8 protein-coding genes are annotated in these 15,047 nt (G+C 44.1%); 6 read left to right on the plus strand and 2 right to left on the minus strand.

Annotation, left to right across the window (positions count from 1 at the left end; all coding sequences use genetic code 11):
• Nucleotides 1–234 precede the first annotated feature (234 nt).
• Entirely contained in the window at nucleotides 235–2,475 is a 2,241-nt protein-coding gene (locus HQM11_16405) for an AAA family ATPase (protein ID MBF0352616.1), read from the plus strand.
• Between the two features lie 68 nt (nucleotides 2,476–2,543).
• Here the strand turns inward: HQM11_16405 and HQM11_16410 are convergent, their stop codons facing one another.
• Together HQM11_16410 and HQM11_16415 are read right to left on the minus strand one after the other, a co-directional pair.
• Nucleotides 2,544–3,401, minus strand: coding sequence for a universal stress protein (locus tag HQM11_16410; protein ID MBF0352617.1), 858 nt, complete (start codon nucleotides 3,399–3,401; stop codon nucleotides 2,544–2,546).
• 168 nt (nucleotides 3,402–3,569) lie between these two features.
• Nucleotides 3,570–4,568 carry an RsmB/NOP family class I SAM-dependent RNA methyltransferase gene (locus HQM11_16415; protein ID MBF0352618.1) on the minus strand — a complete coding sequence of 333 codons (999 nt, stop codon included), beginning with the start codon at nucleotides 4,566–4,568 and terminating at the stop codon, nucleotides 3,570–3,572.
• 159 nt (nucleotides 4,569–4,727) lie between these two features.
• On the opposite strand from HQM11_16415, the gene HQM11_16420 reads away from it, so the two are divergent.
• The 5 genes from HQM11_16420 to HQM11_16440 all read left to right on the plus strand — a co-directional run bounded on the left by HQM11_16420 (nucleotide 4,728) and on the right by HQM11_16440 (nucleotide 14,975).
• Nucleotides 4,728–5,219, plus strand: a complete 492-nt coding sequence (locus HQM11_16420; protein MBF0352619.1) for a hypothetical protein — start codon at nucleotides 4,728–4,730, stop codon at nucleotides 5,217–5,219.
• A gap of 18 nt (nucleotides 5,220–5,237) precedes the next feature.
• Nucleotides 5,238–7,199: a hypothetical protein gene (locus HQM11_16425; protein MBF0352620.1), complete on the plus strand. Its 1,962-nt coding sequence runs from the start codon at nucleotides 5,238–5,240 to the stop codon at nucleotides 7,197–7,199.
• A gap of 462 nt (nucleotides 7,200–7,661) precedes the next feature.
• Nucleotides 7,662–9,422 carry a PKD domain-containing protein gene (locus HQM11_16430; GenBank protein MBF0352621.1) on the plus strand — a complete coding sequence of 587 codons (1,761 nt, stop codon included), beginning with the start codon at nucleotides 7,662–7,664 and terminating at the stop codon, nucleotides 9,420–9,422.
• Nucleotides 9,423–9,468: 46 nt separating this feature from the next.
• Nucleotides 9,469–12,579, plus strand: coding sequence for a hypothetical protein (locus HQM11_16435; protein MBF0352622.1), 3,111 nt, complete (start codon nucleotides 9,469–9,471; stop codon nucleotides 12,577–12,579).
• A 2-nt stretch (nucleotides 12,580–12,581) separates the two neighbouring features.
• Nucleotides 12,582–14,975, plus strand: coding sequence for a GGDEF domain-containing protein (locus HQM11_16440; GenBank protein MBF0352623.1), 2,394 nt, complete (start codon nucleotides 12,582–12,584; stop codon nucleotides 14,973–14,975).
• Nucleotides 14,976–15,047 lie beyond the last annotated feature (72 nt).

Genomic DNA, 15,047 nt, shown 5'->3' on the forward strand with positions numbered 1-15,047 from the left:
CAGGGAGTGTGGCCTTGGCTTCGGTGACGGCCTTAAAAAAGAATCAGGAATATCCAACCTGGTTTAAGCATCATGTCCTTGAGTTTAAACTGGTTGCGTAAAATACACCTGCACAGGTGGAAACTTTGTCACTCTCATGATCAAGGATCAGCAAAGTTTGTTCTGACCTGTCATTTTGACGAGGTTCTGTTGACATTTAATTTTACCCATATCAAGTTGACGAAACGTTGAACAATGCAAAATACTCTTCAATCATTACCCGGGAAATCTGTTGTGGACCTCTTTGATTATTCTTCTGATCAATCCATGAAACAAGCCGCACCGCTTGCCGACCGAATGCGCCCCCGGACACTGGAAGAATTCGTCGGGCAGTCACGGATTCTTGCGCCGGGACGGCTATTGAGACGAGCTATTCAGGCCGATCAAATTTCCAGCCTGATCTTTTTCGGACCTCCGGGAACAGGTAAAACCACACTCGCACGCATCATTGCCAATACCACTAAATCCCGGTTTATCGCCATCAACGCGGTGCTTGCTGGCATCAAGGAAATTCGTGACAGCATTGAACAGGCCCAGACTATCAGAAAACAATACCAGCAACGGACCATTTTATTCATTGATGAAGTACATCGGTTCAATAAGGCACAACAGGACGCGTTGTTGCCCCATGTGGAAAACGGGATCATTATTCTGATTGGCGCAACCACGGAGAATCCATATTTTGAAGTGAACAAGGCCCTGGTCAGCAGATCCCGCATTTTTCAACTCGAATCCCTCACCGCTGAGGATTTGCGGGCAATTCTGATTCAGGCCATACAAGACAAGGAACGTGGCTTTGGACAAAAAAGCATTCAAATTGAAGATAACGCGCTGAATCATCTGGCAAATATCTCCAATGGTGACGCACGCGTGGCCTTGAACGCCCTTGAATTGGCGGTGGTCACCACCCCACCTGTGGAGGGTGTCATCCACATTGATCTTGGTGTTGCCGAAGAATCCATTCAGCAAAGAGCCGTGTTGTATGACAAGGATGGCGACGCCCATTTTGACACGATCTCCGCATTCATCAAATCCATGCGTGGTTCTGATCCTGATGCGTCACTGTACTGGATGGCAAAGATGGTTTACGCCGGAGAAGATCCGCGCTTTATTTTCAGACGTATGCTTATTTTTGCCAGTGAAGATGTTGGTTTGGCCGATCCGAAGGCGCTGTCAGTTATCGTCAGCGCCTTGCAGGCCTTTGATTGTGTAGGCATGCCCGAAGGCCGATTTCATCTGTCTCAGGCCTGTTTATATCTGGCGACCGCACCCAAAAGCAATTCCACCATGGCTTTTTTTGACGCACTGGGAGTTGTGTCTCGTGAATCGCGTCAGGAGGTTCCCAACCATCTCAAGGATGGATCACGGGATCAGGAAGGTTTGGGGCATGGCAAAAATTATCTTTATCCACATGCTTACCAGGATCACTGGGTCGCTCAACAATACCTGCCAGGCTCCCTTCAGGGCCGGTTGTTTTATCAACCGGGAACCCTCGGCTTTGAAGCGACTCTGAGTCAGAATGTCAACCATCAGCGTGAATTGCAGATTGCCGCGTTTCTGGAAAACATGAATCAATCAGAACAGGCAACTTCACAGGATTACTGGACGGAGCGGACATTCAATCATTCTTCAGAAAGTCTGCTTGCCATTAAAAACAGACTGTTCGATTGGTTTCCGGACTTGCCACAGGCACTATGTCTCAATGTCAATGCCGGCGATGGTCTGTTTCTCAGGGAAATTTTCCAAAGGACCCATGAAGGATCACTGTTTGCGACTGTTCAGTTTGAACAGGAAAAACAGATATTGAACACCATGTTTGAACGTCAAAAATTCTGGCATGAATTGACCTTGCTGGTCATGTCGGTTGAAGAATTTCCCGATAAAATCAAGAAATCGTTGCCGAATGTTTTATTTGACGTCATCACCGGTAAAAATTTTTTTCAGAAAATACTCAACAAAAGCCAAAGTATTGAACATTTACTTGAATTGCTGAATCCTGAGGGAAGTCTTTTGTTTGCTGAATCAGTACCATCCTTGGGGCAACGATTGTCTGAATTATTACCTCCGGAATCCATTCCACAAAGTTTGTCATCAAGTGTCCACGAAGCAGAAGAATGGCTTTATACCAACCACCCTGATCCAAAATTTCAATGGAATCCTGATTCAATGGGGACCCTTCTGTCAAATTTGCCGCTCAAACATTACAAACTTCATGTTGAAAAGTTCACAACTCCTTTGTATATCTCAAGCAAACGGTTAGAGCACTGGTTTGAATCCGGCAGTAATCCGGAATCGCCAACTTACAGGGACGCCCTCCTGCGAATGTTTGACTTATCAGCGGTTGAACAGTTCAGAAAGATATTTGAAAAGCATCTCACTGGAAAAAAAGTAAACTGGCAAAGTACCATCCTCTTTTTTCAGGCAATAAAAAATTGAGGCATTTTCAGGTGAGGCGGAGCGGATAAGAACAGCTCTGGAAGGCAGAGCTGTTCAAGACTTAAATGCTAGTTTCGATAGACAATCACTGAACAGGTCGCATGATGCACCACATAATCCGTATTTCCACCCATCAACAATCTTTCAGCGAAATTTTGTGAATGCGCGGCCAACATGATCAGTTTTGCATGCATTTCTTTCTGTAACTCCAGGATTTTTAAATATGGGGTTCCAAACTTTATTTTTGCCAGAAATGTGGATGAAATCTTTGCTTCATGCACATAGTCTTCAAGACGTTTTTGCAGAACAGCATAATTTTCTCTTCGTGTTGATTCATCTTCATCCTCCACAACGGCCTCATCGCCATTGTGATAAAAGCCTGTTTCCATGGCATAAAAATCACCCGGATATTCTGGTGATTCATCGACATGCAAAAATACCAATTCTGAACCATCCCGTTTTGCCCAGTCATTTGCCATTTCAATCACTCTCAAATTCACATGCTGGTAATCAATAGGGACAATGATTCTATTTTCCGGAACTTTGTCAGTCTTTTTGTAAATGTAAACAGGACAGGTGTTGTGGTGCAATACATAATCCGTATTACTGCCTAACAACAGACGACCCAGCAATGAATGCGAGTGAGCACCCATCATGACCATATCAGGTTTGGTTTCGCGGGCATGAGTAACAATTTCAGCATAGGATTTTCCAGTTTTCACAAGAGCGTGGTATGGAGCCTGGATTTTTTTTGCCGCAAGAAATTTCTCGAGCAATTCTCTACTTTTGACCACTTGTTTGCTGGATTTGGCTATATGCAGAAAGTCTATTTCGGCGTTAAGAGATTTTGCCATTTGATCAGCTACCAACACAACATCTGTGCTGATATCAGAATTATCGATTGGTACAAGAATCAATTTTTCCATAAATCCTCCTTTATTTTGGATATAGATTATTCTGAAAATTGATCTACCTCAAAATTTAGCAATGATACCAAAAATTTGAAAGACAATATTCATGTTGATTTGGTTTATCAGGAGGTTGTGATGATTTATTTTCTCATCGTGATTTCAGTTGTTTGATGAGGACTTTCCTTATGTTGCCTGAAGTGTGGATTTGATCTTGAGAATCCTGCTTATAAAAAAACCTTCCATCCTGCGGGTTGGTAAAATTCGAACCGCGTTTTCCAGCATGGGATTCAGTGGTTTGCGAGGCCAGTGTGTGAGTCCCGGACATTGGTTGGGGATATTGAGGGATACAGGTGTGATTTCCAGTGCTGTGTCAAAAACATGGAGCATTCTGTCGAGCACCAGTTCATTTTCTTCAGGAGCCAGCGAACAGGTGCTGTAAACGAGGCTTCCTCCGGGTTTCAGACATTGAATGGCAGAAAACATCAGACTTTTCTGGGTGGACATGAGTGTTTTGCTTTTTTTCAGGTTCCATTGACCGCAGGCTTCAGGATCACTGATATGCAATTGTGCTTCCGTGGAGCAGGGCGCATCCAGCAGGACATAATCAAAGGCCTCCGAGTTCTTTTTCCACCAGACTTCTCCATCACCCAGGTAACATTTCACACAGGTGGCACCCTGTTGTTCCACGTTGGATCTAAGTCGAAAAAAACGATCTTTTGATTTTTCTACAGCCCAAATTTCTCCCCTGTTTTGGATCATTCCTGCCAGTTGCAATGTTTTCCCTCCGGGAGCCGCCGTCAGATCAAGAATCCTTGAATCGGGTTCTGGTGCCAGGACGAGGGGAGGCACCATACTCGATAGATTCTGGACATAGATTTTTCCGCTGGACCAACTTTGGGATTGCAGGAGTTTTTCGCGGTCCTCCGGTTTTGCCAGAAAAGCTTCAGGGTTCCATTCCACAGGTTCAACCTGAATATCCAATTTCTGTAGTTCTCCAAGAACCTCCTGAACCTTTGTTTTCAAAGGATTGATCCTGAATCCTGTGTGCAGGGGTTGGGTGAGGGCGTTGATTGTTTCAAGCCGATGTGTTTCAGGAATAAGGCGTTCCATCCGTTCCAGAAATTGTTGAGGAAATGCGTTCTGTAACAAGGACTGTTCCTGTGAAAGAAAAGATGGATTCATAAATTTGACTTTTATTATAGAAATTGGAACAAGATTAACAACAATTCCGGTTTCACACCTCTAATCATGACAGAGGTTGGAAATTTGTAGATGGTAGCAATTGAATACAGCCAGAAAGCAACTTATACACTTTCAGCAATACCTGCATCTGAGATTATCATGACTAAAGACAATGAGACTCCCGAGGATAAACAACCTTCTGAAACAGCACAAGTCCCCAACTATCCTAAAGCCTTTCCGTTAGATGTTATCGCAAACGGCAGACGCACCTCAGAGCGGCCATTCAGAAATGAAAAAACTTCAAAAAAAGCACCATCTCATGATACTGAAGTTTCGCATTTGTATACCAGAGAGCAGATGGATGCCAAGATTCATGCCTTGAAAAAAGGGTATGAGGATTTCAAAAAGGGAATTTCGTCTGTGTTCAAGCAGAATGACGATTTATACGCAGATTACAAACAGGGGTGGCAATACGCAAAACAGGAGCAGGAAAAACTCCAGAAATTTATTGAACAGAATACTCTGGGTAAACGTTATACCATTTCAAACTGCCAGTTTGACCCCAAAGAAAAAAATGTCGATTTTCCCCAACACATTCAGGTGAGTGATGGTGAAAAAACTGTCTGGTACTCACTGTCTGAGGATAACTGATCTCATAGAGGACATCCCGTGAAAGAAAAACTTAAAATCAAAGAGAAATTTCAATACAAAATGGACAACTTCATGGCCAAAGGTGGTTTGTCCATTTTCATATCGCTGCTGTTCCTGTTCTGTATCATGTATTTCATGATGCTCACCATCCGCTGGTCAGCCACTTACTTTGTTCCGGATGAAGTCTTGAGTGATATCAACGAACAGATCTGGCGGGTATTTCTGATGATGACAGATCCCGGTGCCCTGGAAAATGAAGACGACTCTGTTTTGCTCCAAAAGATTCTGGGAGCGGTCACTGTGTTTGTGGGAATGGTGTTCTTTTCGAGTTTGGTGGCGTTCATCACCACAGAATTCAATGACCGGATCGCCATGTTGCGTAAAGGCAAAAGTCAGGTGTTGGAGCGAGGTCACACCATCATTCTGGGATTCAATAACCGTATTCTGGAAATCGTTAAGGAACTGACCCTTGCCAATGAGGATGAAAAAGGACTCGCCATTGTGATTCTCGCAGAAAAAGACAAAGAAGAGATGGATGATTTTTTCAGGGACAACGTGTCTGATCTGAAATCGTCACGGATTGTCACCCGTAACGGCAATACATCCAGTCTGCTCGCATTAAGAAAAATGGGCGTCAAGCAATGTAAATCCGTGATCGTACTGAATCAGGCAAAACCCTCAGATCCTCGTAAAAAACAGCTCATCGGGGATGCTCGTGTTTTGAAAAGTATTCTCTCCATCGCGACTGTGGTCGGCGAGGAAAAGTCACCCATGGTGGTCTGTGAATTCTTTTCTGACAAAAACCGTGATCTGGGCCTGGGAATTATTCCAGGCAAGGTCATTGCCCTGCAAGCTGACTATATCATGGCAAAAATTCTGGTACAAACCTCGCGGAATCCCGGTTTGGCGTTTGTTTACTCTGATCTGGTAGGTTACGAAGGCGATGAACTGTATTTTATTCCTGTCCCTCCCAAAGCTCTGGGGAGGACTTATAGCGAAATCATCTGGCATTACAAACGAACCATGCCCCTGGGGGTCATGCTGGAAAATGGCCAAAACCTGTGGAATCCTCCGCTGGAATATGTGCTTAAGGAAAATGATCAGTTGATTGTGATCGCTGAAAGTCGCTCGGCTATCCATTATCATGACAAACCTGTGGTCACACCCCGTGAATTTGAATATTCCGGCAGTGTGGTCCGTGAAAAAGTGGATTCTGAATTGATTGTCGGTTGGAGTCGAAAAGTTCAACGGTTGATTGATGAATACGCGACCTATGTGATTGATGGTTCCAGAATCGATGTCATTGTGTCTCATGCCACAGACTCCATGAACAGACAGATTCAACAGATCCGTAAACGTTATCCGTATCTGTCCATCACATTGTTTGAAGATGATATCCATGAAAAAGGTGTTCTCGAAAAATATCGTCCTGAAAATTATGACAACGTTATTCTGGTGACCGAAGAAACGGATGATGACACTGAAGAAATGGATGCGGGAACGATTGCCAGTCTGCTGGAACTAAGGAATTATTTCAGAGATTTTGAAAAACGTCTGAACACTAAAATCCATACACAGTTGATCACGGAAGTCATGGATTCCCGAAACGCGGAATTGATCTATGGCTCCGGAGTGCGCGACTTTTTTATTCCAGATCAGTTTATTTCAAAAATTCTCACTCAGGTATCCCAGGATTATCGGATCAATCAGGCTTACAACGAGTTGTTTTCCGCAGAAGGAAATGAAATTTATATCAAGCCTATCTCACTGTACTTTAAACGCTTCCCGGTTAAGTACCGTTTTGCGGAGTGCATTGCCGCCGCTCAAAAACGCAACGAAGTATGCCTCGGTGTCAGGATCAGTGCCCATATGTTTTCCCATGAACGTCATTTTGGCATATCCCTTGTACCTGATAAAGATCAGGAATTTTATTTTGTCCGGGATGATAAAATGATTGTGCTGGCCTTGAACACTACTTGATCAGACACCTATAAGCACCCGATCAAAAGTTTATTAACATTAAGCTGGTACCTGACATCTCAGTCAAGGCTGTTAAGTTAAGAAATTACCTGCGAGAAAATCCCCCTTTTCAAAGGGGGCATGGGGGATTTAAAGCTCAGAATAACATCCCCCTAACCCCCTTAAACCAAGGGGGAATTGGTGCCAGTGCCTTCACAGTGCTTAACTTAACAGATGTGGACATCTCAGTGGGAACCGTTCCATATAGGGAACGTTGAAAAAATAACATAGAACCTTTCTGGCATTATTCTCTTGCCCACGGATCAAATCGGTAGCAGTGGGTTACGTCTCACTGCCCTTGCGGAGAACGTCGGGACGTAACCCGACGCTACCAGTGCAGGCTTTCGCATCAGGAAGGATCACGCATCAAAGTTTTCTAAGTTATTTTTTGATCATGCATAAGAAACATCAATAAAGGAGCTTATGAAGCAGATTTTCTATTATTTCAGCCTTATGACACTCGTGATGGTGATTGGTTTTTCACAGGCACAGGCCCAACCGCCAGCAAAGATGGCACCTCCGCTGGTTCATGAAAAACAGGTCTATGTGAGCGAAAGCAACAATCTTTTCTGGCCAATGGAAAAGAATGTCTGGATCCGTCTTGCCACATCTCCACGGGATGACGCTCCAAGTTTTTTGTTGGGCAAGATTTATAAAAAAAGCGATGAAGAGGAAAAAGATTTATTGGATAAGGGAATCAAAATGGAAATTCCCGGAAGGCAATTTGTACGCTGGGTGAATTTTCTGACGAAAGATGAAACCATGTTCCGCTTTGTGGCAGATGGTGCCCCTCCCATTTCGAAAGCCAACTTTCTGGAGGCTCCGAGATTTTCCACAGAAACGACTACTTATTACGGCAAAGGACTGACAACCGAGGTTTTGTCCAATGACGACCTGTCAGGTGTCAGACAGACTTATACCTCAGTGGATGGCCTGGAATTTATTCCTTACCAGACCGTATTGGCTTTCAATAAGGAAAAAGAATACAATTTGCGGTTTTACGCGGTGGATAACGTTGGTTATGCGGCCGAGCCTGTCAGTATAAATTTTATTGTGGACCTCACCCCCCCAACGTCCTCACACACTGTCAAAACCAATTTCATTGAAAACACACTCTCCACCCAGTCGGTGATCTGGCTTGCCAGTCAGGATGAGCTTGCGGGCGTGCAGAACATTTTTTTCAAATTTGAAAACCAGAAGGACTACACCCTGTATAATCCCAAGGTTGGCGTCAAGGTTTCAGGTCTTGACGATGGCACCCACACTTTGAGTTATTATGCGGTGGATCAGGTCAGCAACGTTGAAATTGTAAAGCAGTATACCTTCTATCTTGACAGGATTCCTTCTGTGGTGGCACACACATTCATTGGTGACTTGTATAAAAAAGACGGCAAGGAATATGTGTCACCCCGAACCAGGATTCAATTGACTGCTGAAGACAATCAGATTGGTCCCAGGCTCATCGAATACAAACTGGATAGCGGTGATTTCAACAAATATGTCAAACCCTTCACAGCCCCCATCAGAACGGGTGAGTTCATTGTCGAGTATCAGGCTTACGACCGGTTGAACAACCTGACACCTTCCACCACCATTAAACTGTTGATGGATTTAGTTCCGACAAAAACAAGCCACAAAATTGATGGCCCCAACCATTCTCAAGGCGGGGGCGTTCTCTGGATCACGGATCAAACAGCGATCTCATTGTTTTCTGAAGATGATCTGTCCGGTGTGCAGAAAGTGGAATACCAGATTGCCAGTGATCCGGTTCAGCAATACAACGCTAAAATCAGGGTGGCGAATGAAGGCCAGTATCTGTTTCGCTATTGGGGAACAGATCAGGTGAACAACCGCGAAATGTTTTCACCCATTCTGCTCATTGTCGATAAAACTCCGCCGAGAATCATTGAAGTTTTCAGTATTGAACCCGTCCGTGAAGTGAAGGATGACAAAGCCGGCATGATCCGGATTTATCCTGTTTTCACGACTTTATTCCTCAGTGCGCTGGATAACTCCGCTGGCTTGAAGCAGGTACGTTATTCACTGAACGGGGCACCCATGAAAGAATACAAGGAAACCATGTTTTTCAGTGAACCGGGACGATATACTGTTACAACAGAAGCCACTGACAACGTTGGAAATCTTTCCAGTCAAACAACTGTATTTTTGATTGAAGAACGTTAATAAAACCGCGAACTCTTCAGATGGAACGTGTGAGTGGTTGGAAATCATGAAAGATTGTCCCGGAAAAATATTTGAAAACACCTTTAAAAAAACATTCATCCCGATTGGCTGGATGTTTCTGTGCTTGATATGGGGGATTGTTCCTGTTCATTCCGCGGAAACGGTTCCTCCTCTTCAGCATGCAAAACAAGTATATGTCAGTCCGGAAGGAAAAACATATTTCCCCCAGACCATGCCGGTTCATATGTTTCTGTCTGGTACAGAATCGTCGGCAGGTACCCCTGAAGCAAAAGCGGAACAGCCTGCGGTAAAAGCCGCTCCAACGGTACAATTCAAAGAAGGCCTCAATGTGCTCCAGAACATGGCGACACAGACAGCCTGGCATATTTATGCCGATGGAACCCCGCCGGAAACATCACCCTCATTTCAAAACACCACGGTTTCCCGTCAACGAAAACAATTATATGCGGGCAAAGCGCTTGAATTTCAATTTGTCCCCCTGGATTCAATCTCAGGTTCCGCTGTCACCATGCTATCCCTGAATGGAAATCCGTTCAAACCCTTCAACGAGATAGCGTTGGATTTCAACGTGGAAACCTTATTTGTCATGCAATATTATTCTGTCGATCATGTGGGTAATGCTGAAGCCGTCAAATCGCTCACGTTTCAGACGGATCTCACTCCGCCCACCACCCGTCTGGAATTCCAGGGGGTGTTCAAGGACAATATCATTTCTCCCCTGGGAACGATCACCTTTGTCAGTGATGACACACTCTCCGGTGTGGCGGAAATCTGGTATCAGATTGATCAGGGAAAACTTCAAAAATACAAGGATCCTGTTTCCGTTACCGATCTGGATAAGGGCTTTCACCAATTGATGTTTTATGCGGTGGATTACGTAAAAAATCAGGAAGTTGCTCAAAAAACACGGTTTTATTATGATGCGACTGCGCCAACGGTCGCACTCGGGGTGAATGGAGCAAAATATCTCACACCCTATGTATTTTATATTTCTTCAATCTCGGAATTGAGAGTGGATACCAGCGATGATCAGGCACAGGTGGGAGAGATCCTGCTGACTCTGGATGACAGGGAACCCATGCTCTACAAGGAACCATTCCTGATTACGGAACCCGGGATGCATCGAATTAATTATGTCGTGAGGGATCAGGTTCAAAATCTGGTGGAAGGACAGTGGAAAGTTTATGTGGATCAGGAACCGCCAGTGACCGAATATAATATTCATGGTCCGTCATTCTGGAATGGGGATACGGTGATCATCACCACAGATACCGAAATTGAATTCACCTCCACGGATATGGAATCCAATGTGAAGGAAATCTGGTATTGCTTTGATCCGGCGGACTGCCAGATTTACGAAAAACGCATAAAATTTGCCAAAGAAGGTTCCTGGAAAATATCATATTACGCGATGGATTATGTCAATAATCTGGAACCTGCCAAAACCCTCTCCATTGTGGTGGACAATCAGTCTAACCGCCGTGTTGTGGCCACCACGTCCGATCAAAGCTCCCTGTATCCCAAAAAATGGTTTTTTGATGAAAAACAGGGCTTGATCGGAGCCGCGGATCTTGAGTTTTTTATCCGCATTTCAGATTCAGACGACCCCAAGGCTGTTTCGCATCGCATCGACACCACCGCCGGAGACAACCCCACACCGCTGTTTTTTAAAAGCGGCGGTAAAAATAATCTGAAAATTGACATTGCCGGTCTGAAAGAAATTTTTCCGATTCAAATTGATGCAATCCCCCCGGTGACACAATCCATTTTTGGAACAGCAAATTTCTGGAAAAACAATCAAACGGTGTTTTACGGTCCGGGACTGGTTCTCAAATTGCTGGCAAAAGATGGCGGTGATGGCATTTATTCGGGGGTTTTCAAAACAATGTATTCCATCGATGGTTCCGATTTTATTCCCTACACGGATCCTGTCCAGAAATTCTTTAACGAAAAATCATACCTTGTCCGCTATTTTTCTGTGGACAATGTGGGCAACATTGAAGCAGTGACCAGTCATGAGTTCACCATTGATCTGGCACCGCCAAAGACCACTCATACCATTGGGGCACCGTTTTACGGAAGTGTATTGTCGGAACATTCCATGATCACACTGACTTCCAGTGACGGAGTTTCAGGCGTCAAAAACATTTTCTATCAGTTTGACGAAGAACCTGTAAAATCCTATCACCATCCTTTCACCGGAAAGTCCTTAAGAGAGTTGAAGGAAGGGCCTCACACGTTGGTCTATTATGCGGAAGATCCCGTGGGGAATACTGAAAAAACCAAAAAATTCAGTTTTTCGCTGGATCATACTCCTCCTGAAATCAAATTCACCGTTTCAGGAGAACAACATGAAAATCAGGGAAAAACATATATTGCCTCAAGCACCTCGTTTCGTATTTCGGCACATGAACAAAACAATGAGTTGAAAACACTACAGTATCAGGTGAATAAGGACCCCTTTGCGCCTTACCTCAAAGCCTTCAGATTGCCTGAAGAAGAAGGTCGTCACACCATTACTTATTTCAGCGCTGATATTGTGGACAATCAAACGCCCAATATCTCAGCCAGTTTTTACATGGATTTAACCGCACCGGAATCATCGCATCGCATCGAAGGCGATCAATACCACTACAAGGATATTGTCTATGTGAATGGAAAAACCCGTTTTCCATTAATGTCCTCAGACAAGGGCGCTGGCGTAAAACAGATCCTGTATCGTCTCAATCAGCAGCCTTATACACGTTATTCTTCCCCCATTCTGATTCCCCAGACCAACAACTACGTTCTGGAATATTATGCGATTGATCAGGTCAATAATCGGGAATCACCCCATAAAACTGAGTTTTTTGTGGACAACACGCCGCCGGAAATAACTTTCAGTTTCAGCAGGGAACCTCAAAAAAATGCCAAGGGCGAACAAACGATTTCTTCTGACACTTTTGTTTATATTGAAGCAAAAGATCAACACAGTGGCATCAAGGATATTTATTATCAAATCAATGAAGACGAACAGACTCTGTATCGCCGTTCAATCTCTCATTTCCGCAAAAAAGGGAAAATCGTGCTGAAAGCCTTTACCTCCGACTGGGTGAATAACCAAAGTTTAAAAACCCTCACCTATATTGTGGAGTGACCATGACTTATCCATTAATTTCCAGCAGTCAGAACACTGGTATCCATCGTCATTCATCGGTGTTCATTCATTATCTAATGGTAACAACCCTTAGCCTCTTTGCGGTTATCATGGCATCCTCCGTCCAGGCAAAGGAAGAACTGCCGCCGTTTGAAATACGGGTTTTCACTCAGGAGATGTATCATGCCGGACACCATAACTGGGCCGTTACCCAGGACCATCGAGGAATGATCTATGTGGGAAACACCGAAGGACTTCTGGAATATGACAGTCTGAACTGGCGCCTCATTTCACTGCCTGAAAAAATGGGTGTGACCAGTCTGTTGACCGATAAAACCGGCAGGATTTATGTGGGCTCATATGGAGAAATCGGTTATTTGGCCCCGGATGCTGACGGGATGATGCACTATGTTTCCTTGAGGTCTAAATTCCCGGAGTCAGCCATGACGCTGGAAGATCCTGTGATTAAAATCATGGAAACTGAAAATGAGGTGCTGTTTTTGTCTGAAACCACCATTTTTATCTGGGCCGATGAAATGTTCAGACTCATTTCCTCCGGAGATCATTTTTATGGCTCCATTTATACCGGCAAGGATTTGTATGTGATTGATAGTGAAACAGGATTTTCACGTATTGAACAGGATCAATTGATACCTGTGCCAAACGCAAACTTCTTTCGTGGTCATCAGATGCTGCCATTTAAAGAGGATAAAATTCTGATTTTCACACTGAGCAAGGGTTTATTGATTTATGATACAAAAGTTTCCGCAGAGTCGGATAAGAATGGTCGTCAAAGGTTCAGCGAACTTCTGGACGAGAACAAATTCTTTTCAGAGGGACATTTTTTAAGCAGTGGAATGCAGTTGAGTGAACATCGGTTTGTGTTGGGCACTATCAAGCAGGGACTTGTTGTTTTAAATGAAGAGGGACACCTCATCCAGCGAATCAATAAATCCAATGGCTTTCCCAGCAATGATATTTATGGTTTGCATAAGGACAATCTGGGGAATATCTGGATAGCTACCAGCGATGGGATTGTTCAAATTGTGCTTAAAACCAGCATTCTTCAACCTGTGGTCGTTGAAGAACCCGTTGATAGCGAAACCGAAGAAGTCGACGATACTTCAGCTAACGCGGAAGAAGAGGAAGCGGCAGAGGAAGAAGTCATTCCTGCAAATGAAGAAAGAGTTGCTACATCAAATCAATTTCTGTTTGCCTCATTGATTCGAAGCGTGGAAATTATTGACGATGACTCTCGGATTTTCGGTGGAACTTTTTTTCAGGAAATCGGTGGACTACCTTCATTTCTTGAATCAGACCTGAATTTTCGTGTCCTGCCCTTTAATCAGAATGGTTTGCGGTTCAGTTTCGGTTCCAACGATTTAGTGAACTCCGCTCACATTCGGTATCAGACTTATTTGAAAGGCATGGATAATAAATGGTCCAAGCCTTCTGATCGGACCTTTCGTGAATACACCAACCTGACCTGGCGTAACTACACCTTCCATGTCAGAGCCTTGAGACCCGATGGTTCCCTCAGTCAACGGGCCTCGTTTTCTTTCGAGGTTCTTCCACCCTGGTATGAAACCTGGTGGTTTTCAGCCTCTCAGGTCGGAGTTCTGCTATTTCTATTGCTTATTGCCGGCTTGTTACGGGGGTCAGGAAAAACAGACAAAATCGCCGATGGCTTGGTGGCAATTGTGGTCATGGTGGTTTTTGGCTATTTTGATACGCAGACAGAAGTGTATATTGATGAACTGGCAGATGACATCACTTTTGTCAAAGTCCTGATCATGGTGGGCATGGGTTTGACGATTGATCCCATTCAGGAAATGTTTAAGAGTTTCTTTGCCAGAATCAGTCTGGATAAGGCCCTATTTGACAAAAAAGAAAATGACGAACTCACAGGACTCAAAAACCGGACATCTTTCACCAAGGGATTGAAAGAATTTGTGGAGATCGCAAAAAAAGAAAAATCACAGCTATGTCTGATTTTTTTCGATGTGGATTTTTTCAAAAGCATCAATGAAACCTATAGCCTGGAGGGCGGCGATCTGGTGTTGAAGGAGGTCGGAAAAATTCTCAAAAAGAATTCAAGAGATCATGATCTCGTTGCACGATTCTGGGGGGAAAAATTCATGTTTGCAATGCATAAAATTGATACGAAGATGGGATACAAAATCAGTGAGCGGATCCGTCAGGATATTGAATCCCATGAATTCAAACACAATGATCAGGTCATCAAAGTCACCAGCAGTTGTGGTGTAGCCTCCTATCCTGATGTATGTTCGACAAAACTGACTGCTGAGGAGTTGATCAAATATGCTGAGCAGGCGTTAACATATTCCAAGGTTCATGGTCGTAATCAGACTTCATGCGCGCCTGTACCGGCATGACCCTGTGCGAATCGGTCCCCCGAACGCTAGAGACGGGTTTGAAACCCGTCTCTATGGGATGAAAGGTGCCTC

It is taken from the genome of SAR324 cluster bacterium, from assembly GCA_015232315.1.
Classification (GTDB): Bacteria; SAR324; SAR324; order SAR324; family NAC60-12; genus JADFZZ01.

Bases quoted from the DNA above. Each gene is read 5' to 3' on its own strand.
- HQM11_16405 (MBF0352616.1), top strand. From the start codon at position 235: ATGCAAAATACTCTTCAATCATTACCCGGGAAATCTGTTGTGGACCTC.
- HQM11_16410 (MBF0352617.1), bottom strand. From the start codon at position 3,401: ATGGAAAAATTGATTCTTGTACCAATCGATAATTCTGATATCAGCACA.
- HQM11_16415 (MBF0352618.1), bottom strand. From the start codon at position 4,568: ATGAATCCATCTTTTCTTTCACAGGAACAGTCCTTGTTACAGAACGCA.
- HQM11_16420 (MBF0352619.1), top strand. From the start codon at position 4,728: ATGACTAAAGACAATGAGACTCCCGAGGATAAACAACCTTCTGAAACA.
- HQM11_16430 (MBF0352621.1), top strand. From the start codon at position 7,662: ATGAAGCAGATTTTCTATTATTTCAGCCTTATGACACTCGTGATGGTG.
- HQM11_16435 (MBF0352622.1), top strand. From the start codon at position 9,469: ATGAAAGATTGTCCCGGAAAAATATTTGAAAACACCTTTAAAAAAACA.
- HQM11_16440 (MBF0352623.1), top strand. From the start codon at position 12,582: ATGACTTATCCATTAATTTCCAGCAGTCAGAACACTGGTATCCATCGT.